The organism is Flavobacterium panacagri (genome assembly GCF_030378165.1).
Taxonomy (GTDB): Bacteria; Bacteroidota; Bacteroidia; order Flavobacteriales; family Flavobacteriaceae; genus Flavobacterium; species Flavobacterium panacagri.
The window spans coordinates 4701828-4725348 of record NZ_CP119766.1 but is presented as its reverse complement, the minus strand read 5'-3'; the positions used below and the strand labels follow the sequence as shown (position 1 = coordinate 4725348).

The 23521-nt window shown below is 34.3% G+C and carries 16 protein-coding genes; all 16 read left to right on the top strand.

What is annotated here, in order from left to right:
• The first annotated feature begins 34 nt into the window (after positions 1-34).
• The 16 genes from P2W65_RS20395 to P2W65_RS20320 all read left to right on the top strand — a co-directional run bounded on the left by P2W65_RS20395 (position 35) and on the right by P2W65_RS20320 (position 23471).
• Positions 35-1180, top strand: a complete 1146-nt coding sequence (locus P2W65_RS20395; protein ID WP_289660597.1) for a sialidase family protein — start codon at positions 35-37, stop codon at positions 1178-1180.
• 231 nt (positions 1181-1411) lie between these two features.
• A complete protein-coding gene (locus P2W65_RS20390) occupies positions 1412-2296 on the top strand; it encodes a sugar phosphate isomerase/epimerase family protein (RefSeq protein WP_289660594.1) in 885 nt (294 codons plus the stop codon).
• A 118-nt stretch (positions 2297-2414) separates the two neighbouring features.
• Entirely contained in the window at positions 2415-5144 is a 2730-nt protein-coding gene (locus P2W65_RS20385) for an alpha-d-galacturonidase (RefSeq protein WP_289660591.1), read from the top strand.
• Between the two features lie 445 nt (positions 5145-5589).
• Positions 5590-8991, top strand: a complete 3402-nt coding sequence (locus P2W65_RS20380; protein ID WP_289660588.1) for a malectin domain-containing carbohydrate-binding protein — start codon at positions 5590-5592, stop codon at positions 8989-8991.
• Positions 8992-9182: 191 nt separating this feature from the next.
• The gene (locus P2W65_RS20375) at positions 9183-11603 is read left to right on the top strand and encodes a glycoside hydrolase family 2 TIM barrel-domain containing protein (RefSeq protein WP_289660585.1); all 2421 of its coding nucleotides are present in this window, start codon (positions 9183-9185) and stop codon (positions 11601-11603) included.
• A gap of 116 nt (positions 11604-11719) precedes the next feature.
• A complete protein-coding gene (locus P2W65_RS20370) occupies positions 11720-12502 on the top strand; it encodes a hypothetical protein (RefSeq protein WP_289660582.1) in 783 nt (260 codons plus the stop codon).
• A 104-nt stretch (positions 12503-12606) separates the two neighbouring features.
• Positions 12607-13413: an SDR family oxidoreductase gene (locus P2W65_RS20365; RefSeq protein WP_289660580.1), complete on the top strand. Its 807-nt coding sequence runs from the start codon at positions 12607-12609 to the stop codon at positions 13411-13413.
• A gap of 12 nt (positions 13414-13425) precedes the next feature.
• Complete coding sequence (locus P2W65_RS20360; protein ID WP_289660578.1) at positions 13426-13731, top strand: hypothetical protein; 306 nt, start codon at positions 13426-13428, stop codon at positions 13729-13731.
• A gap of 39 nt (positions 13732-13770) precedes the next feature.
• Positions 13771-14685 (top strand): helix-turn-helix domain-containing protein, encoded by a 915-nt coding sequence (locus tag P2W65_RS20355; RefSeq protein ID WP_289660576.1) that lies wholly within the window; start codon positions 13771-13773, stop codon positions 14683-14685.
• A 3-nt stretch (positions 14686-14688) separates the two neighbouring features.
• Positions 14689-15006, top strand: a complete 318-nt coding sequence (locus P2W65_RS20350) for a nucleoside triphosphate pyrophosphohydrolase family protein (protein WP_289660574.1) — start codon at positions 14689-14691, stop codon at positions 15004-15006.
• Between the two features lie 28 nt (positions 15007-15034).
• Positions 15035-15592 carry a YdeI/OmpD-associated family protein gene (locus P2W65_RS20345; protein WP_289660573.1) on the top strand — a complete coding sequence of 186 codons (558 nt, stop codon included), beginning with the start codon at positions 15035-15037 and terminating at the stop codon, positions 15590-15592.
• Between the two features lie 48 nt (positions 15593-15640).
• Positions 15641-16288 carry a Pr6Pr family membrane protein gene (locus tag P2W65_RS20340; RefSeq protein WP_289660571.1) on the top strand — a complete coding sequence of 216 codons (648 nt, stop codon included), beginning with the start codon at positions 15641-15643 and terminating at the stop codon, positions 16286-16288.
• A 214-nt stretch (positions 16289-16502) separates the two neighbouring features.
• Positions 16503-17069: an RNA polymerase sigma-70 factor gene (locus P2W65_RS20335; protein ID WP_289660568.1), complete on the top strand. Its 567-nt coding sequence runs from the start codon at positions 16503-16505 to the stop codon at positions 17067-17069.
• 100 nt (positions 17070-17169) lie between these two features.
• Complete coding sequence (locus P2W65_RS20330; protein ID WP_289660565.1) at positions 17170-18372, top strand: FecR family protein; 1203 nt, start codon at positions 17170-17172, stop codon at positions 18370-18372.
• Positions 18373-18472: 100 nt separating this feature from the next.
• Entirely contained in the window at positions 18473-22063 is a 3591-nt protein-coding gene (locus tag P2W65_RS20325) for a SusC/RagA family TonB-linked outer membrane protein (protein WP_289660562.1), read from the top strand.
• Between the two features lie 10 nt (positions 22064-22073).
• Positions 22074-23471, top strand: coding sequence for a RagB/SusD family nutrient uptake outer membrane protein (locus P2W65_RS20320; RefSeq protein ID WP_289660559.1), 1398 nt, complete (start codon positions 22074-22076; stop codon positions 23469-23471).
• Positions 23472-23521 lie beyond the last annotated feature (50 nt).

Below are 23521 nucleotides of genomic sequence, written 5' to 3'. Positions count from 1 at the left end.
TAGTCAGAAAAAATAATTCATAATTTAATTAAGAATGAAGATAACAAAATTAGCATTTGTCTTGTTTGGACTTTTCCTTTTAGGAAGCTGTAAATCGGCTTTAGAGAAAAAGACATGGAAAGAAGGAATTTTAGTAGATCAGTTTATTTATGATAAAGCGCCTTATCCGTCTTGCCACGCCGTTACAATTGTCGAAGCTACAAATGGTGATTTAGTTGCTTCTTGGTTCGGCGGAACGCACGAAAGAAATCCTGATGTTTGTATCTACGTAGCCACTAAACCAAAAGGAAGCGACACTTGGAACGAAGGCGTAAAAGTTGCCGACGGTGTTATGAAAGAAGGGCCGAGATTACCGACTTGGAACCCAGTTTTATATCAAATTCCAGGAGGCGATTTAATGTTATTCTACAAAATAGGACCAAAACCATCTGAATGGTGGGGCGTAATCAGAACTTCATCTGATGGCGGAAAAACTTGGTCTGAGGCTCAAAAAATGCCAGACGGTTTCTTAGGGCCAATCAAAAATAAACCAGTTTTATTAAGCAACGGAACTTTATTATGTCCGTCAAGTATCGAAGGCGACGGCTGGAGACTTCGTATGGAATCTACCCCAGATTTCGGAAAAACTTGGGTAATGGGCGACACACTTCCAAGAGGAAAACAAAAAATCAATGCAATTCAGCCAAGTATTTTATTTCACAAAGATGGAAGTATTCAGGCTATTGGAAGAACTAGAAATAGAGCAATTTTTAGCACATTCTCAAAAGATAACGGAAAAACTTGGTCGGATGTAGAGTTAATCGGACTTCCAAATAACAATTCAGGAACAGATGCTGTAACTCTTAAAGACGGCAGACATTTACTGGTTTATAATCACGTTTTGCCTCCTGGAAAAGAAGCAAAAGGACCAAGAACACCTTTAAACGTTTCGGTTTCTAAAGACGGTATTCACTGGAACGCTGCTTTGGTTTTAGAAGATTCAAAAATCAGCCAGTATTCTTATCCTTCAATGATTCAAAGTTCAGACGGAATGGTGCATATCGTGTACACCTGGAGAAGAGAAAAACTGAAATATGTAAAAGTTGATCCAAGTAAGTTGGTGGCACTTCCAATCAAAAAAGGAATCTGGCCGGGTGACGAAGGAAAAGTAGTTACAGCAGTAAAAGCGGAAGAAGAGTAAAATAAAGTTCGCCACGAATTTCACTAATTTCCACAAATTTTTTAAAATAATAATTCGTGAAAATTGGTGCAATTAGTGGCAAAAAAATATAAAGCCACAGATTAAAATGATTTTTTCTAATTAATCTCCAAAATCTGCGAGAGTAAAAAAATTTCCCGCAGATTTAGCAGATAGCGCAGATTTTTTTTAATCCATTTAATCTTTATAATCTGTGGCAAAAAATATATAAGCATGAAATCTAAAAGAAATTTATTTATTGCAATGCTTGTTGTGATGTCCACAACATTCAACAGCTGTGCAACGGCTCAGTCATCCAACAAAAAGCAAAAATATAAAGTTGCGGTTTGCGATTGGATGATTTTAAAAAGACAGAAATTAGGTTCTTTTGCTTTAGCAGCGGAAATAAAAGCGGATGGAATCGAACTGGATATGGGAGGTTTAGGAAACCGCCCAACTTTCGACAGCAAACTAGGTGATCCTGTAGAAAGACAAAAATTCCTTGATAAATCGAAAGAAACTGGTGTCGGAATAAGTTCGATTGCGATGTCTGGATTTTATGCCCAGTCTTTTGCTACAAGAGAAATCACACCCATGATTACGGATTGCATTCAGGCCATGAAAAACATGAAAGTAAAAGTGGCTTATCTTCCATTAGGAACGCAAACCGATTTAGTTAAAAATCCGGAGTTACGTCCAGAAGTAATTAAAAGACTTCAATGGGCAGGAAAAGAAGTGAGGAAAATAGGAGGAGTTATCGCAATCGAAACTTCCTTAAGTGCCACAGAAGAGAAAAAACTTTTGGATGAAGTCGGTTCAAAATACATTAAAAGTTCTTTCAATTTTGCCAATGCAGTTGATAATGGCAGAGACATTTCATCAGAATTGAAAATCTTAGGAAAGAATTATTTAGCTCAGATTCATGCTTCGAATACCGATCAGTTCTGGTTGGAAAATGACAAAGCGATTGATATGCCAAAAATCAAAGAGACATTAGATGAAATGAAATGGAGCGGATGGCTTATTGTAGAACGTTCTCGTGACGTAACACAAGTGCATAATGTAAAAGCCAATTACGGAGCAAATGTGGCTTATTTGAAGAAGATTTTTCAAGATTAATTTTACGTTTTCCTGCAAGGTTTACGAAACCTTGTAGGTATTTTATAAAATTCATGAATAAACCTTCAAGGTTTCGTAAACCTTGCAGGATGTTCATCAGATACAAAAACAGCATACCATGAAATATTTACAATTACTTTTTTTATGTCTTAACATCTCTTTCGCGACAGCGCAGAACATTACTGTTGTTAATGATCCAAGTTCGCCAAGAGCAAAATTTGGAGCAGATAAATTATCAGAAACTCTTTCAGTAAAAGGATTCAGCGTAACATCTTCAGCTAAATTCAAAAAATCAAAAGATAAAGTAATTGTAATTGGAGAAAAAGGAACTGATTTCTGGAAACAGAATGCCAAAAGCGCTAAAATCGACGACAGCAAATTATCGAAAAAAGAAGGCTTTCAGATTCGTACTCAAAATAATGTAATTTATATTGAAGGAACAGATGCTTCGGGAACTTTGTACGGCGCATTAGAATTAGCAGATCGTATTAAAAATTCAGGTCAGCTTCCTTCAGAAATTAATATTGATGATAGCCCGGAAATGGTTTTAAGAGGAGCCTGCATCGGAATGCAGAAACCAGTTTATCTTCCAGGACGTGACGTTTACGAATATCCATATACACCAGAAACTTTTCCGTGGTTTTATGATAAAGCTTTATGGATAAAATACTTAGATATGCTGGTAGAAAACCGTATGAATTCTTTGTATTTATGGAACGGTCATCCTTTTGCTTCTTTAGTAAAATTAAAAGAATATCCTTTTGCGGTTGAAGTCAGCGACGAAGATTTCAAAAAGAACGAAGAAATTTATAAATTCTTAACCGTTGAAGCGAATAAAAGAGGAATCTGGGTAATTCAGATGTTTTACAATATTATTGTTTCTAAGCCTTTTGCAGAGCATTTTAATATCAAAACTCAGGATCGTTCAAGACCAATTACACCTTTATTGTCAGATTATACCAGAAAATCTATTGCCGCTTTTATCGAAAAATATCCAAACGTTGGCTTAATGGTTTGCTTGGGAGAAGCAATCAATACCGTTGATGATGATGTAGAATGGTTTACCAAAACGATTATCCCAGGTGTTCGTGATGGTTTACAGGCACTAGGAAAAACAGAAGAACCACCGATTATTTTACGTTCTCACGATACAGACGGGCCTTTGGTAATGGAAAAATCACTTCCATTATATAAAAACTTATATACAGAAAGTAAATATACAGGAGAATCGTTAACGACTTATACGCCGGGCGGTCCTTGGGGAGAAACGCATAAACAATTAAGTGCTTTAAAATCAATTCATATTGAGAACGTTCATATTTTGGCAAATCTAGAACCTTTCAGATATGGTTCGCCAGATTTTATTCAGAAAACGGTAAAAGCGATGCACAGCGTTCACGGCGCAAATGCTTTACACTTATATCCGCAAGCATCATATTGGGATTGGCCCTATTCAGCAGATAAAACAAAAAGTGGCGAGCGTTTATTAGAAATGGATCGTGACTGGATTTGGTATAAAGCTTGGGCAAGATATGCTTGGGATAGCAAAAGAGACCGTAACGAAGAAGTTAAATTTTGGGATAATGATTTAGCGGCGAAATATGGAACGAGTCAAGAGGCAGCCAACAATATTTTAAAAGCTTACGAAGAAACGGGAGAAATTGCACCAAAAACATTAAGACGTTTTGGAATCACAGAAGGAAACCGTCAGACTTTATTGTTGGGAATGTTTGAAAGTCAGTTGGTCAATCCGTCCAAATGGAGAGTATATCCGGGATTCCACGAATCTTGCGGGCCTGCAGGTGAATTACTTTTAGAATATGCTAAAAAAGAATGGAACAAAGAACCGCATTCGGGCGAACTTCCAACTCAGATTATTGCTGAAATTACAGAACACGGAAGATTAGCGGTTGAAGCCATCGACAAAGCCGAAGCCAGCGTAACCAAAGATAAAGAAGAATTTGCACGTCTTAAAAATGATATGCATGCGTATAAGGCTTTCGCCGATTTCTTCTCAGAAAAAGTAAAAGCCGCTTTATTGGTTTTAAGATACAGTTATTCCAATGATATTGCTGATTTAGACAAGGCAATGCCTCATTTAGAGAAAAGTATTGAGTATTACGAATTGTTGGTAAAACTAACAAAAGATACCTATTACTATGCCAACAGTATGCAAACAGCGCAACGCCGAATCCCAATTGGAGGTGACGACGGAAACAACAAAACTTGGGCAGAATTGTTACCGCATTACGAGCGTGAATTAGCGAATTTTAAAAGAAATCTAGAAAAGCTAAAAGCATCAAAAGATGGTAAAATAGAAACCAAAGAAGGAAAACCTTGGAAAACGGCAGAAGTAACTTTCATCGATGAAAAACCGGGAACTTATTTAGTAAAAACTGGAACAAAAGTGTATGGAACAGATATTTCTGAGTTGACTAAAGTTGCTCCTGAACTTCAAAACCTAAGAGGATTCTCATTTGTAGAAAACGATCAAAACGAAAAAGGAACCCATTTGAAGTTTAGAAACACAAAAGCGGTTAAATTGGTAGTTGGTTATTTCAATTCAGATCAAAAGAGATTTTTATTACCGCCAAGTTTAGAAACAGATGCGGCAGGAAATGCGCACGGTCAAGCCGAAGTAATTCTAGCAAGTGCGATGAATTTAAAAGATTTGCCTCGTGTAAACATTCATACCTATACTTTCCAGCCGGGCGAGAATAAATTAGATTTAGGAAAAGGAAAAGTATTGATTTTAGGTTTTATCGACGCAGATCAAACCATAACACCACGTGATGTAGGATATATCGATGCAGGAGAAAAAGCAGCTATTGACTGGTTGTTTTATTAATATGCGTTCCTGCAAGGTTTTCAAAACCTTGTAGGTATAATAAAGTTTAGAATTAAAAAAAATAATTTGGGCGTGTCCCTCCGGGTCGGGCTTTCGGCTATATCTTTTATTCCGCTCCGCTACATAAAAGGATACCGCCTCAATCCCTCACGCGAACTCGTAATTAATTTAGACCTAACAGCTTTTTAAAACTTGTTAGGTCTGTGTTAAAGAAACATATACGTTTCCTGCAAGGTTTTCAAAACCTTGTAGGTATCTAAAATGAACGTTAAAAAGTTAAACCTACAAGGTTTTGAAAACCTTGCAGGAAATAGAAAATATGAATAGAATAGTTTTTTTTATTTTTTGTTTTTTCTCAAGTCTTTGCTTTGTTTGGAGTCAGAGCAAAGATTCAGGGAAGTTTCGTAAAGAAATTTCGCTGAATTCGTCTTGGGAAACCGTAATCATGGAAAATCTTCCCGCACAGGAAGAGAGGTTTGTAGACCATCCAGAAACTGATTCCAATTGGCAGAAGGTTAGTGTGCCTCACAATTGGGATCAGTATTATGGTTTTAGAAGAACAAAACATGGAAATTTGCATGGTACTGCTTGGTACAAAAAAGCGCTGAAACTCGATAAAAAAGACAGTTCAAAACAGCATTTTCTTTATTTCGAAGGCGTAAGTTCGTATGCGACTGTTTGGGTAAATGGTAAAAAAGTAGGCGAACACAAAGGCGGAAGAACTACTTTCACTTTAGACATTTCCAAAGCGGTTTCTTTCGATAAAGAAAATATCATTTTAGTAAAAGCATCACATCCTTCTTTTATTGCCGATTTACCATGGGTTTGTGGAGGCTGTTCAGGAGAATGGGGATTTTCAGAAGGTTCTCAACCAATGGGAATTTTTAGGCCGGTTTCTTTGGTAATTACAAACGATGTGAGAATTCAGCCGTTTGGTGTTCATATTTGGAATGACAAATCGGTTTCTAAACAAAAAGCGATTCTTCATACTACAACTGAGATCAAAAATTACAGCACTTCACAACGAAACTTCACAGTCGAAAATATCCTTCTTGATGCTTCAGGAAAGAAAGTTGTTATTATTAAAAGCGATAGCAAAATCAATTCGGGAGAAACAAAGGAAATAGCATTGACACTTCCTGAGATTCAGAATCCGAAATTATGGTCGCCATCCAATCCGTATTTGTATAAATTGGTTACTTCAATTTATGAAAACGGAAAAATAATTGATCAGTTAACAACACCATATGGAATTCGCTGGGTAAGCTGGCCGGTAAGTCGTGACGGAAAAGACAATCGTTTTTTCATCAATGATGAACCTGTTTTTATAAATGGTGTCTGCGAGTACGAACATTTAATCGGAAAAAGTCATTCGTTTTCAGATGAAATGATTCATTCCCGAATAGAACAGATCAAAGCAGGCGGATTTAATGCTTTTAGAGAAGCACATCAGCCTCATAATTTATTATATCAAAAAGAATTAGACGAAAACGGAATTTTATTTTGGAGTCAGTTTTCAGCACATATTTGGTACGATACGCCAGAATTTAAAGAAAACTTCAAAACCTTATTACGAGAATGGATTAAAGAACGTAGAAACAGCCCATCTGTAGTAATGTGGGGATTGCAGAATGAAAGTACTATTCCAAAAGAATTTGCCGAAGAATGCACACAAATTATCCGTGAAATGGATCCGTTATCGGCATCGCAAAGAATCGTAACAACTTGTAACGGTGGAGAAGGAACAGATTGGAATGTCGTTCAAAACTGGTCAGGAACATATGGTGGAGATCCGTTAAAATACCACCTGGAAATGACTACTCAGTTATTAAACGGAGAATACGGCGCATGGCGTTCTGCCGATTTACATACCGAAGGCGAATTTGACCAAAAAGGAACTTTAAGCGAAAACCGTTTTTCTCAGTTGATGGAAATTAAAGTTAGAGAAGCGGAATCGGTAAGAGATAAAATTGCGGGACAATTCAACTGGCTTTTTGCTTCGCATGAAAATCCGGGACGTGTGCAAAACGGAGAAGGCTTCAGAGATATTGACAAAGTAGGCCCAGTCAATTACAAAGGACTTTTTACGATTTGGGGAGAACCTCTGGATGCATTTTATATGTATCGTGCGAATTATGTTTCAAATAAAACCAATCCAATGGTGTATATCGTTTCGCATACTTGGCCAAGCCGTTGGGAAAAACCGGGAATCAAAAGTGGAATCGATATTTATTCGAATTGTGATGAAGTAGAATTGTTCAACGATGTCAATAAATCTTCTTTAGGAAAACTAAAAAATCCAGGAATCGGACAGCATTTTCAGTTTAATAATGTTAATGTTCAATACAATGTTTTATATGCCGTGGGCTATGTAAATGGAAAAGCGGTTGCGAAAGATTATATTGTTTTGAATAATTTTCCAAAAGCACCTAATTTAGATATTTTAACCACTAATAAAGCAGATATTACAAAAGCCAAAACTGGTTACAATTATATTTACAGAGTAAATTGCGGAGGTTCAGAATTTACAGATTCTGCTGGAAATACTTGGCTTACCGATACACATAAAAACGGACAAAATACTTGGGGTTCTTTATCTTGGACAGATAATTTTGAAAAACTACCTGACTTTTTTGCCAGTCAAAGAACAACTTTCGATCCAATAAATGGAACAAAAGATCAAGAATTGTTTAAAAGTTTTAGATACGGAGTTGATAAACTGCGTTACGAATTTCCTGCACCAGACGGCGAATATTTAGTCGAATTATATTTCACAGAACCTTGGTACGGAACTGGCGGAGGCTTAGACTGCAAAGGCTGGCGCTTGTTTGATGTTGCTATCAATGAAAATGTAGTTTTAAAAGATTTTGATATTTGGGCAGAAGCTGGACATGATAACGCTTTGAAGAAAACATTCAAAGTAAAAAGCACAAACGGAAAAATTGTGATTTCGTTTCCAAATGTAAAAGCTTCACAGGCGATTATTTCTGCGATTGCGATTGCGACAAAAGATATTCATGCAAGACCAGCTTCAGAATCTTCAAAAAACATTCAGAATTTGGTTTTTGATTCTTATGATAAAAACAACAGAATAGCTTCATGGCTGGATATTAATTCAAAACAATATTCAGATTCTGATGTTGTTTTTACCGAATTGCCTTCTGAGGTTTTTGGTGCTGATTATTTACAGTTTTCATCTAATTCTAAAAATAAAGGATCATTTACAGCTAAAGAAGATTCGGAATTATACCTTTTTATAGATAATAAAAATTTGAATTTAGAGCGATTTTCTGAATATAAAAAGTTAGAAGAAAAAGCTAAAAATAGCAGTCAAATTGAATTTGTAGTTTTCACTAAAAAAGTAAAGAAAGGCGAGAAGGTTCTTTTTGATAATTCGGAAACAATTTCTACAATTGCAGTCGTTCCAACTTACGATATGGGGGAAAAAGACGATTCGAGACCAGTCGTAATTATTGAAGCTGAAAAAACAAAAACAACGGGAACAGGAATCGAAAAAGGAAATTTCAAAAAAGCCGATTATATTGAATTCACTAAAAAGACCAATAACAGCATCGAGTTTGAAGTAAAACCCGGAGTTGCCGGAATTTATTTAATGCGTTTCCGTTTTATGAATCGAAATGAAACGCCATTAAAAGTCAAATTTAAAATGGAAGATGCCTACGGAATTTTGATGCGAAATGATACAATTGAATTTTTCCCTTCGCCTGAAAAATGGAAGATTTTGAATACAACATCAGGAGGATATATTAATGCAGGAACGTATAAAATAACACTTGAAGGTGATGATTTGAAAGGATTAATGTTGGATAATTTCGAGTTTCAATAGGTTTTTTTGAGGTTCAAAGATGCAGAGAGACAAAGGGACAGAGGTTTAATTAGGATTGCATTGTAGAGACGCACCGCAGTGCGTCTACGCTCCAAATGTCCATACTTTGTGTTAGACGCACTGCAGTGCGTCTCTTCAAATACGTTGTGGATACTTTTGTATAAAACAAGATTAGAATAAAAAACATATTCATGATTAAACATAAAAACATATTTCAAAAAATTACAATTGCCTTATTGTTTTCAGTATCAGTTTTTGCACAAAAACAAGCCAGAATTGTAGAAGACTTCAACAAAAACTGGAACTTCAAATTAGGAGATTATCCCGAAGCAATAAATGCCAATTTCAATACTTCTGATTGGAGAACGCTTCAATTACCACACGATTGGAGTATTGAAGGCGCTTTTGACAAAGACAGCAAAACCAAGCAAGCACAAGGATTTTTACCCGCTGGAAAAGGCTGGTATCGCAAAGCGTTTACAATTCCTGTAAATTGGAAAAACAAAACGGTTTCGATTGAATTTGACGGTGTTTTTAAAAACAGTGAAGTTTTCATAAATGGAAAATCATTAGGAGTTCGTCCAAATGGTTATATTTCTTTTGGATATGACTTGACGCAATATTTAAACTTCGGGAAATCGAATACGATTGCCGTAAAAGTTGATAACGATTCTCAGCCCAATTCAAGATGGTATACTGGTTCTGGGATTTATAGAAATATACGTTTGGTTGCCAGTGAAAAACTGCATGTAGGGAAATGGGGAACTTTTGTAACAACGTCTGAAGTTTCAGCAGAAAAATCAAAAATACACTTAGAAGTTACCATTGATAATGATAATACATCTTCAAAAGAATTTAAATTGGTTACTTCGATTGTAAATTCTGAGAATAAAGAAGTTGTCAATTTTACTTCAACAGAAAAAATCGGTGCTAAAACATCAGAAAAAAAGATTCATGATTTGGTTTTGAATCAGCCGAAATTATGGAGTACAGAGAATCCGTACTTGTATAAAGTTATTACTAAAGTTTACGAGAAATCGAAATTGGTTGACAATTATGAAACTCCGCTTGGATTTAGATTCTTTAATTTCGATTCAGAAAAAGGATTTTCATTAAATGGAGTTCCAACAAAAATTTATGGAGTTTGTCTGCATCACGATAATGGTGCTTTGGGGGCGGTTGAAAATATTCATGCGGTTAGAAGAAAACTGACTTTGATGAAAGAAATGGGAGCCAACGCTATCAGAATGTCTCATAATCCACATTCGTTGGAAATGATGCAATTGTGCGACGAAATGGGATTTATCGTTCAGGATGAAGCTTTTGATGTTTGGAAGAAGAAAAAAGTAACCAACGATTACCACAAAGACTGGGATGCCTGGCACAAACAGGATTTAGAAGATTTTATCAAAAGAGATCGTAATCATCCGTCCGTTATGATGTGGAGTATTGGGAACGAAATTAGAGAACAGTTTGATTCGACAGGAATTGCGATTACAAGAGAATTAGCTAAAATTGTAAAATCACTAGATACAACTCGTCCCGTAACTTCGGCTTTGACCGAAAATGTAATTGAGAAAAACTTTATTTACCAATCTGGTGCGTTAGATCTTTTGGGATTTAATTATAAACACGAAGATTATAAAGATTTTCCAACGAAATTTAAAGGACAAAAAATATTGGCTTCAGAAAGTGTTTCGGCTTTAGAAACACGCGGTCATTATGATTTTCCAGACGGAATTAAAGCGTGGCCAACAAAACACGGCGCTGCGTTTGACGGAAATGCCGATTGGACTGTTTCGGCATACGATCAGGTAAAATCGTATTGGGGAGCTACGCACGAAGAAAATTGGAAAACAATTAAAAGTCAGGATTTCATGGCAGGAACTTTTATCTGGACAGGATTTGATTATATTGGAGAACCTGATCCGTATCCGTTTCCTGCAAGAAGTTCGTATTTCGGAATTGTTGATTTAGCGGGACTTCCAAAAGATGTTTATTATATGTACCAAAGCGAATGGTCGAATAAAACGGTTCTGCATATTTTGCCACATTGGAACTGGAAAAAAGATCAGGAAGTAGAAGTTTGGGCATATTACAACAATGCCGATGAAGTAGAATTATTCTTAAACGGAAAATCTCTCGGAAAAAAAGCAAAACAAAATGATGATTTGCATATTTCTTGGCGTGTAAAATTTGAGCCAGGAACTTTAAAAGCGGTTTCAAGAAAAGCAGGAAAAGTAGTTTTAGAAAAGGAAATCAAAACTGCAGGAGAAGCTTCAAAACTAGACTTGCAAGCTGATAAAACTGCAATTAAAAACGATACTTACGATTTAGTTTACGTAACAGTTTCTATGACTGATAAAGATGGAAATTTAGTGCCAAACGCAATGGATTTAATCAATTTTGAAGTTTCTGGCGGTGGAAAATTAGTTGGTGTTGATAATGGTTATCAGGCCAATTTGGAATCGTTTAAAGCCAATTCCTGTAAATTGTTTAATGGAAAATGCATTGCGATTATTCAGTCGAATGGGAAGAAAGAAAATATTCAGTTGAAGGCGACGGCAGGAAATGGAATTCCGGTTTCTTCAGTTGAAATTAAAGTGAATTAAAGAAGACGTAAAAATTTAGAAAACTCCATTAGAAATAATGGAGTTTTTTTATTTCATTATGAAGCTTTTAATATGTTCTTTTTTCTAACTTTCACATTCATAAGAAAAGATTATAAATGAGAAAAATTATATATTTTGTATTTCTTGCACTTTGCATTTCATGCACAAACAAAACGGATAATCAAATAATAAATAATTCATTCAGCCTTAAAGAGGTTGATGTAGCCCTTATTTATTCAAAAAAAATAGATAACATTCGTTGTCTATTATACAACGTAACAGATACCATCAAAAATCAAGAAAAACTTGGAGTTGTATTTACGTTTGATACAAAAATTAATTATTTGCCTAAATCTCCAAATTCTCCTGGTTGCGGTTGTGCTATTGAGCCAGGACTTGGAGGCTCTGCCGACAAAATAAAAAGCCTTAAAATTTTATTGAAAAATAATAAAAAGGAAATCGATGTTACTAAAATACTTGGTAATGTGGAAGAATCTGTTTTATATAATCCCATGGAAAATTTTGATAAAATAGGATTTGATAAAAATGATTTTAGTTGTGTTTGTTTAGATAAAAAAAGCAAGCAATATGTTGAATACTTAAATAAAAATTATTTAGGAGGAAGAGTTTACCGAAAAGTAGATCCAAGAAGAGTTCCTATTTTAAAAAATCCAAATGATTTTATTCCTTGGTTTAATAACATTGATAATGATGAATTTAAAGTTGGTTTTTCTTATAAAAATATAACTTCAGGAGGAAATTTTGTTTATACTAATTTTCCATTTTGGTTTCCAGATCATTTTTTCAATACTTTAAAAAATTATAATTGGATCAAAATTATTGTAGAATTGAATGATGGACGGGTATTGGAAAAAGAACGAAAATTGGTTATGATGTGATGAGTTGGATTAAACGTCATTTTAGCTAATACATTAACCAAAACGACTACAAACAGTTCTATCTATGAGCTGATCTTTGCATTATAATTTTAAAACAATTAAAAATGCAAAAGACAATTTTTATTACAGGAGCTTCAACGGGATTGGGAAAATCTACAGCAAAATTATTTCAAAGTAAAGGATGGCACGTCATTGCCACAATGCGAAATCCGGAAAAAGAAACAGAATTAAACCAGCTGGAAAACGTCATTATACTCCCATTAGATGTTACAAATCCAGAACAGATTGATTCAACGATTAAAAATGTTTTGGAGAAATATTCTGTCGATGTGGTTTTGAATAACGCTGGTTATGGTTTAATTGGCGCTTTGGAATCTCTGGAAAATCATCAAATTGAACGTCAGATCGTGACTAATTTATTTGGTGTAATTAGGGTTTCAAAGGCATTTGTATCTCATTTCCGTGAGAAGAAAAGTGGTACTTTCATTAATATAACTTCTACTTTTGGATTAATGGGATTTCCAACCTGTTCAATTTACAGTGCCACAAAATTTGCTGTTGATGGATTTTCGGAAAGTCTGGCATCCGAATTAGTTCAGTTTGGCATACAAGTAAAAGTGGTTGCGCCAGGCGGAATGAAAACAGATTTTGCCATACGATCTATGGAAGTTGCTCAGCATGAAGCGTATGAGAAATTAACTATGGAAGTAAGCAAAGGTTACAGCGCAGAACAAATGGACAATTATACAAATGCTGAAGATGTTGCCCAAATCATTTATGAAGCAGCAACGGATAATAAAAGTCAACTTCGATATGTAGCAGGAAAAGATGCGAATGTATTGTATAGCGAACGATTAAGTTTGGGAGCTGAAACTCAAATTCAGAACATCAAATCAATGTTTACTTTTTAATTTACAAATCAGATGAAAAACCAAGCTATAGAATTGACTACCTTTAAACTCAAAGGTTTTACAACCAAACAATTTATTGAAGCAAATACTGAAATTGATGCTTTTTTGAAACGCCAAAAAGGATTTCGTTCCCGAACAATTTTTGAATTGAAAAAAGACGTTGTTTATGATATGCTCGTTTGGGACAGTGTAGAAGAAGGAACTGAAGCGATGCATAAATTAATGACAGAACTTAGTGATTCTCCTGTACACGATATGATTGATCAAAGTACTGTGAGCTGGAATATTGCACCAGTTGAACATTTTGTAAATTTGTAAAAAGCGGAGCATTTTAAGTCAAAATTTAATTCATAAAAAATGAAAAATCAACCCAGAATATTCCAGTCTGTTTCAGAGTTGCATAAAGCTATGGGACAGCCTAAACCAATGCATCCGCTGATTAGTATTCTGAATTATGGAGAAGCTGTATTTGATCCCAAAGATTTTGAAAACGGAATTGTTTTGGATTTTTATAAAATATCTTTCAAAACAAATTTCACGGGAAAACTGAGATACGGATATGGATTCTATGATTTTGAAGAAGGCGGAATGTCGTTTATATCTCCGGGACAAGTTCTGAAAATGCAGGACGAAGAAGCGGATTACAGCGGAATGTCATTAAATATTCACCCCGATTTTTTTCGCCCTTATTCCTTGAATGCTACTATCAAAAAATATGGGTTTTTCTCTTATTCTGCTGCCGAAGCTTTATATCTTTCTGAGAAAGAAAAAGAGACCATTTTGGGCGTTTTTAATAATATTCAGGACGAATTGAATCAACGTATAGACCATTTCAGTCAGGATGTTATTATTTCGCAGATAGAACTTTTGCTTAATTACAGCAATCGTTTTTACAACCGTCAGTTTATAACCAGAAAAGCGGTTAATAATGATGTGCTTTCTAAACTGGAAAAACTATTAGAAGATTATTTTAATTGCGAAAAACCAGAAGAAAATGGTTTGCCAACCGTACAATTTGTAGCCAATGAAATGCAGTTGTCACCGCGCTATTTGAGTGATTTACTTCGTAGTATTTCAGGACAAAATACCCAGCAGTTTATTCATGACAAATTAATCGAAAAGGCTAAAGAATATATTGCAAAAGGAACTCTTTCAGTTTCGGAGATTGCCTGTAAATTAGGTTTTGAGCATCCGCAGTCGTTCAATAAACTTTTTAAAAAGAAAACAAATGTAAGTCCGATTGCATTTAAAGAATTATTTACTAAAAACTAAATTATGGCATCATTAAATTTTGAAGAATTAAAACAACGTTCTGCAGAGATAAGAAAGCATTATCATGAACTAGAAGTAGCGCATCACGGAAGCGAATGGACGATTGAAGAAGATACCTTGGCTTTTCTAACCGATGCAGGTTTGGTTGGCCGTCACGTAATGTCGCAACAAGGGAGATGGCCAAAAGCAAATACAGAAGAAGAATTAAAACATAAAATAGGAGAATCAATTTGGTGGCTGACGGTTTTAGCTGAAAGAATGAATATTAATATTGAAACCGTTACAGAAGATTTCTTAGCTAAAACAGAAAAATTATTATAAGAGTTTATTAAAAATAAAATAGATATAGATGACACCAACTTTCTTCGCAGACCCATCAGAATTTAGAAAATGGCTTGAGAAAAACCACAAAGACGAAAAAGAACTTTTGGTAGGTTTTTATAAAGTTACAAGCGGAAAGCCTTCTATAACCTGGTCGGAATCTGTAGATCAGGCGCTTTGTTTTGGCTGGATAGATGGTGTCAGAAAATCTATTGACAAGGATAGTTATACGATTCGTTTTACTCCAAGAAAACCTTCCAGTATTTGGAGCGCCATTAATATTCAAAAAATGGAAGACTTGACTAAAGCCGGGTTGATGACAGATGCCGGTTTAAAAGCCTTTAGCTTTAGAACCGAAAGTAAGTCCAAAATTTATTCGCACGAAAAAGAACCTGTTCCACTTGATTTGGAATATGAAAATCAATTTAAAAGTAACGCAATTGGTTGGGAATTTTTCCAAAAACAAGCACCTTCATACAAAAAAGTAATGATTCATTGGATTATGAGTGCCAAGCAGGAAAAGACCAGACAATCGCGTCTCGAAAAAACAATAAAGGAAAGCGAAAATCAAAAGAGAGTTCTGTAAAAGTTTCGATTGAAATTCCTATTTTAGTGTCCTGACATAAAGTAAATTATGGAAAAGCAAAATACCACAAAAATTGGGAATGAGGTTCTTTTAGGAATTATTTTAGCTCTGGAACTTTACGCACTTCCAACGCAGTTTTATTTGTTAATAGAACAATCTGAATTTACACTTTTCGGTGCGTTAGTCCGCTTTTTCAGTTTTTTTACGATTCTGACCAATTCTGTTGTTTTGATCTGCAGTACCTTTAATTTGTTTGGAAGAAGATTTAAGATAAGCGCTTTTTTCAGAAAGAATGCAACAGTAACAGCTATAACCGTTTATATTGTAATTGTGGGACTAGTTTTTAATTTATTACTTCGTCAAGTTGTCGATTTAAAAGGACTTCACAGAATTGTTAGCGAAATTTTTCATACCGTTGTGCCTATTTTGTTTTTCTTTTACTGGCTTTTTTATGTTGATTTAGAAAAGATTTCTTTTAAAACTATTATGCTTTGGCTGATTTACCCAATAATTTATGTCGTTTATACCCTATTTCATGGTGTCTACACCGATTTTTATCCTTACCCTTTTATTGATGCTGTAAAGCTCGGTTTTCCAACAGCCATAACCAACGGATTATTTGTTTTATTTTCATTTGTAATTTTATCCTATGTTTTAATTTTTGTCTCCAAACTGAAAAATATCCTCATTAGATAAATCCTTGATTATAAGATTGTCTTTTTTCTAAAAACTAAAGAATCATATTTTTACGTAAATAGAAAGAAGATATTTTTTAGAAGAAAATTAGTAGAAAACAGCAAATGTTGAAAAATACAAATCAGCATTTTATTCTTACTTTTTTGCAGTAGTTTAAGGAATTTGATGATAATTATTTGGTAAAAATGATGATTTGTTGATATAAAATTTATATTTGCGCAAAGAAAGGAAGACGAAAATCAGCTCAGAACAAGAAAATATCAGAATTGATGAAACATATTACAAAGAACTATTTTATTCTTTGTATCCACGTCTTGTGAACTATAGTTTCACTTTTGTAAAAGACAATTTTCTCGCCGAAGAAGTGGTAGAAAACGTCATGTTGCAGCTTTGGGAAAACCGAATCAAATTCGAAAAAATAGTCGATGTCAAATCGTATCTCTATACAATGGTTCGCAATGGTTCTTTATTGGCTTTAAAAAAAGAACAAAAAGTAGTCGAATTAGATCATAAACTTTCAGATGAAACTGTCGAGTTTGATTTCAATATTCTCGAAGAAGAATTATACTCCACTTTAATAGACGCTTTAAATTCGTTGCCAGAAAAATGCAAAGAAGTTTTTGAACTTTCTTGTTTAGAAGGAATGAAGTATAAAGATATCGCTGATCAGCTTAATATTTCTGTGAATACAGTGAAGTCGCAACGCGCCCGTGCCATAGAATTATTGAAGGAAAAACTTAAAAATCACTCCGAACTTTTATTTATTTTGCTTTTTCTTTAAAAAAAATCAAAAATCTTTCCACCCATTTTTGATATTTCGTACTCTTAATTATATAACATTTACTTAAACTGTTAATAACCGACACTTAATATCAAAACATATGTCCCAAGGAAAGAAAGAAATCATAATCGCTACTCTCATAAGAAAAGAACTGCTTACGGGAGAATTATCGATTGAAGAAAATGCTCTTTTGCAAGAGTGGCTTTCTGTACCCGAAAATCAAGAATATTATCAGAAAGTTATTGATTTAGAAACTTTAAAATCAAAAGAGAGATTATATAATGCGATTGATACTGATGCAGCATTCGAAAGAATTAAAGGAAAACTTGGTTTTGAAGATACGCCTGTAATCTCTCTTTTCAATTATAAAAGAATATGGCAATATGCCGCTGTTTTGGTGTTTCTTGCAGGAATCACTTCTATTTTCTTTTATATGAATAATGATGCAGCTTCAAAGAATCAAGAAGTGGTTGTAAAAAGTATTGAACCAAAATACAACAATCCAACATTAGTTTTGGCTGATGGTACAGTAGTTTCTTTAGAACCAAAAAAAGAGAAAATCGTTTCTAAAAATGGAGTTATTTCCAATGTGAACAAGGTTTTGGTTTATGATGCTAAAGATTTAAAAGGAGTTATTTCAACTGGAGACAATACCTTGATTGTTCCTGTGGGAGGTATTTATGCTGTAAGTCTTTCAGACGGAACAAAAGTTTGGTTGAACTCCAAATCTTCTTTAAAATATCCTGTAGAATTTAGCGGAAACAAAAGAACGGTAACCCTTGAAGGAGAAGCTTACTTTGAAGTAAGTAAAGATCCGCATAGTCCATTTACAGTAAAAACCAAATCTGGAAATGTTACTGTTTTAGGAACGCATTTCAACGTTAGCGCTTATGAAGAAGACAAAAACTTTGAAACAACGCTTGCAGAAGGAAAAGTAAAAGTCTCGGATATCAGTAAATCTAAGCCAGCAGAAGAAACTATTTTACAACCAGGACAGCAGGCAAGAGTTAAAAACGAAGCTTTGAGAGTTGTTGAAGTTGATCCGTCAGCTTATACAGCATGGAAAGACGGTAAGTTTTATTTTGAAAATGAAAACCTGAAAAACATTTTGACCAAAATGGCAAGATGGTACAACTTTAATGTGAAGTTCGAGCAAAAAGCATTAGAGCAGATTAAGTTTACGGGAATTGTTTTAAAAGATGAACCGATAGATAACTTTCTCGACGTAATTAGTAAATCATCCAATGTTAAATATAAAATAACCAAAGTAAACCAAACGTATGAAGTAACCGTAAGTAAGTAAAAAAAGAAAACCGGAAAATGTTGCAGCATTTCCCGGCAAGTATTTGTTCAGTCGAAAAAAAGAGTTCGAAATCCATTAACCAACCAAAACATTTAAAAGTATGAAAAAAAACCTATCCGCAAAAGATTGTGGGGTAAAATCCGCGCTTTGGGATAAATTTCTTGACCTAATGAAGAAATCCCTAATATTATCGATATTTCTTTTTAATATAGTCGCTTTTGCCTATGCGCAAAAAGTAACTATAAATGCAAGAAACCAATCTGTATCTGCCGTTTTAAAAACGATTACTCGCAAAACCAATGTTGAATTTTTCTACAGCGATGATGTTTTTGACGCCCAGAGAAGAGTAAATATTTCTGCAAATAAAGCCGACGTCATGGCTGTTATCAAAGAATTAATTGGTAACGATTATAAAGCAGAATTTGTAAATAACAAATTGATTGTTATTGCATTAAATCCAAAAGTAAAAACAAACCAAACTTCTGTATTAGAAGAAAAAATAAAGATTAAAGGAGTTGTTACCAATTCTAAAAAAGAATTTTTAATTGGAGCAACTGTCTGGATAAAGGGAACTAAAGACGGTGCTATTACCAATTTTGATGGTTCTTACGAAATCATGGCTAAAAAAGGAGATGTTCTTGTTTTTGAGTATTTGGGATACAAAAAAACAGAGGTTACCGTTTCGGACAGTCTAATCATAAATCCAATATTATTAGAAGATGTAAGCAAACTGGATGAAGTAAAAATAGTTTCTACAGGATACCAAAAAATTGATAAAGAACGCTCTACAGGATCTTTTGTAACTATTACAGCTAAAGATTTAGAAAAAGTTCCTGTAAATAACGTGCTTCACAGATTAGAAGGGCAGGTAGCGGGTTTACAATTGGACGTTCAGGACTCTGATAACTCTTTTGTGTATAGTAATACCTTTGGAAAAAATGAGGGGAAATTTAGTTATAATGTTGCCATTAGAGGAACCTCTACTTTTGCTTCTGCTGACTCTAATACAATGCCATTAATTGTACTTGATGGCACGCCTACGGAATTAGACATTAGAACTATAAATCCAAATGATATTGAGAAAATTACTTTTCTAAAAGATGCTGCTTCGGCTTCTATCTATGGTGCAAGAGCGGCAAACGGAGTTATTGTAATTGATACTAAAAAAGGAAAACAAGGTAAAACAAGAATCAATTTTTCTCAAAATTATGGTTTTTCAAACAAACCTTCTTTATCAAAATTACCATTGATGAATTCATCTCAGGTCTTAAATTTAGAGCAAGAATTTGTAGATAAGAATCTGGTTACAGATCCAGCAAGTGTAACATACATGTTGACTACTCCTGTTAGTCAGGGAATGGATGTTATGTTTAAGTACAAACGAGGCGAAATATCTGAAGCTCAGAAAAATGCTAGTTTAGATGTTTTACGTAATCGTAATACTTACGGACAGGCAGAACAATATTTGCTTCAGGCTTCATCTACTCAAAACTATGATTTGTCATTTAGCGGGGCAGAAAACGATTATTCGTATTTCATGTCGGGCTCTTATTCTAAAGAAGAAACTCAGGCGAGAGGAACTGATGGACAACGTTTAACTTTATTATCGAATCAGGATTTCAAGCTTTTCAATTATGTAAAAATGACAACAAGCTTAAGAGGTTCGCTTTTCAAATACAATAAAAATGGTTTAGGACTTTCTCCATTAGGAATTTCCTTAAATACATTATTGCCTTATGATCAGATTGTTGGAGATGACGGGAATTCAGTAGATTACTACCATCGTTATTACAGTGGACAAACTATTCCGTTGGAGCAAGCCGGATATTTGCCATGGACTTATAATTATATTGATGAATTAAACAACTCTGACAGAACAGCAGAAGAACTAAATTTTGGCGCAACTATTTCGGGTACAATTCCTTTATTAAAAGGTTTAGATGCGGTGGGGACTTACTCTGTAGAAAATGGACGTTCATCAAATGATAATATGTTTAATGAAAATACATTTTACACACGTGATAGAATTAACTCAGCAACCTCTATAAACAGTAGTGGTGATTTAGTATATGGAATTCCTAAAGGAGGAATTTATCAGAACAACGAATTCGGAACAAACAGTTATACTGTAAGAGGGCAATTAAATTATGATGGTATTATTGGTCAGGATCATTTAATTAATGTAATGGGAGGTATTGAGGCCAGACAAACAAGAGAAAGTCAAGACAGTAGAACGTTGTTTGGATATAATCCGAAAACGCAAACTTCTATAGATTTGCCATCACAAAATTATATTGATGTAAATGGATATAATTATACCCTGACTTATGGTAACGATCATAAAGATGTACGCAGAAGATTTTTATCGTACTATACAAATGCTGGTTATACCTTTAAGAATAGATATACGCTTACTGGAAGTGCCCGTTTAGATGACTATAACAATTTTGGTGTAGATAAAAGATTACGAAGAACACCATTGTGGTCTACAGGAGCAAAATGGAATATTAAAGACGAATCGTTTCTTAAAAACGCTGATTTAATTAACAGTTTAAGTTTAAGAGCTAGTTATGGTTATAATGGAAATATTAATCTGGAAGTGTTTCCTTTTACAAACATAAGCTTAAGTAATGCAGATACATTTTCACAACTACCATACGCCTTTATCTCGCAACCAGCCAATCCTAATTTACGTTGGGAGAAAACAGCCATCCTGAACTTGGGAGTAGATTTCTCAATCTTAAACAGTAGGTTAAACGGTTCGGTAGAATATTATAAAAAGAACAGTAAAGATTTGATTGTCGATTTCCCTATTTCACCATTTTACGGTGTTCAGAATAACAGTTTAAGACAAAATGCGGCGACTTTAGCAGGAAAAGGAGTAGATATAAGTTTAAATGGAACTATTCTTAAGACAAACAATTTTTCTTGGAATTCGGCTCTTGTTGTGACTTATAATACTACAGAAGTAACCGATTCTCGTTTTACAAATTTCAGTCAGTATCTAAATGGTTCAGGAGGAAATCCTCCAGTTGAAGGTTATCCTTTAGGCAGTGTATTTGCGTTTAGATCTGCCGGATTAGATGCAACAGGTAGAACTCAGGTGTATGATAAATCAGGCAATATTGTAAACTCTTTTACTTCATTAAAAGAAATCGATGATATGAAATATATGGGAACTAACATTCCTGCTTATTACGGAAGTTTCAATCATACGTTTACTTATAAAAAATTGTCTTTGTTTATTTTGGCAACCTATAAATTTGATTATGTATTGTTTAAACCAACTTATGGTGGTTATGTAAGTAGAACAGGTAGATTTAACCAATACGATTTAAATAGTGATATCGACCAAAGGTGGAGAAATCCTGGAGATGAAGCTACAACATCGGTGCCTGGAATTTTAGGTTCAAGCGGCATAAGTTATGTGAGATATTTGAATTCAGATAATAGAGTTATAGAAGGAGATCATATTCGTTTTAGAGAGCTTTCACTAAAATATGATTTAAGAGACTTGATTAATAGTGGTGTCGTGCAAGGTGCTTCGGTAACTTTTACAGCTAGAAATCTTGGTTTCTTTTGGAGAAAAAACAAAGATGGTTTAGATCCTGACTTTTTGCCTTACACAGGAACTAACATGAAATTGCCAGCAATGGCTATGTATTCAATTGGTTTTAATGTTAATTTTTAATTTTTTAAAGATGAAAAAATATTTAAAATACATCACAATAATAGCTTTAGGAGCAATTGTTTTGAGCTGCGATAATTACGTTGATATCAAGACAGAAGGTCGATTAATACCAGAAGAAACAGAAAACTACAGATATCTTTTGCAAAATTCATATGTGTACGATATCACGTATGGCGCCGTAGATGTAGCATCAGATGATATAAGTTTTCAAAATGAAGCACAAGCGACAGAGTTAGGAGCTTCTGACTATTATCGTCCTTTTACAAATTTTTATAAATGGGCAGACCAAATCTATTTTGATGGTGAAGTTGATTATAATATGAATAGTATGTACAGTGCCTTGTACAATAGTAATATTGTGATTAATGAGGTAATGAAAAGTAAAAATGGAACTGAAGCTGAAAAATTAGCCATCAAAGGAGAAGCACAAGTACATCGTGCATATATCTTTTTAACCTTAGTAAATACTTTTGGAAAAGCTTATGATCCTGCAACTGCTTCATCAGATCTGGGAATTGTACTTTTTACAACTCCAACAGTATCTGACGATATCAAAAGAACTTCGGTTCAAAATGCCTATGATATCATTTTAAGTGATTTAAACGATGCAGTAAATTCAGGTTTAAAACCAATTAATTCGGGTACCAATGTTGCGTTTCCTTCAAGAGCTTCGGCATATGCACTTTTAGCAAGAACGTACTTGTATATGCGCAACTATCCAATGGCTTTAGAAAATGCAGAAAAAGCACTAGCTATTCAAAGTACATTAAACAATTACGAAGATTATGAATTTAACGCTTTTCCAACCAGAAGATTTGATAAAGAATTGATTTTATCAAAGTGGAACGGTTATAGTTCTCTGAGTTACGCGCCACAAATTCTATCATTAAGTAATGAATTAGTAAGTTCATTTGATACAAACGATTTGCGTTATGTCTTGTTTACTCAACCAACAAGTAGTTTTAATTCTAATTATACAATTGGAAGAACTTATGCTAAAGAAGGCTTGACAGGAGAAAGCCGAAACGGCGGGCCAACAGTTGCAGAAATGATGTTGATAAAAGCTGAATGTCTTGCAAGAGCTGGCTCTGGAGAAGCTGCGATGGCAGAAATAAATAAATTAAGACAAAAGAGATTCAGGGCTACACAATATGTGGCTATGACAGCTTCAGACAGTAAAGATGCTTTAATCAAAGTTCTAGCAGAAAGAAGAAGAGAATTAATGGGACAAGGTGGTTTTAGATGGTTTGATTTAAAACGATTAAACAAAGAATCAGAATTTGCAAAAACGATCACGCATACTTTTGCTGGACAAACATTTACATTAGCACCAAACAGCGATCGTTACCAAATGCCGTATGCTCCAATTTATTACGATTACGCTCCAAACTTACAAAAGAATCCATAATTAGATTAATCATAAAAGTGCACTCATCATTCTTTGAGTGCACTAAAATC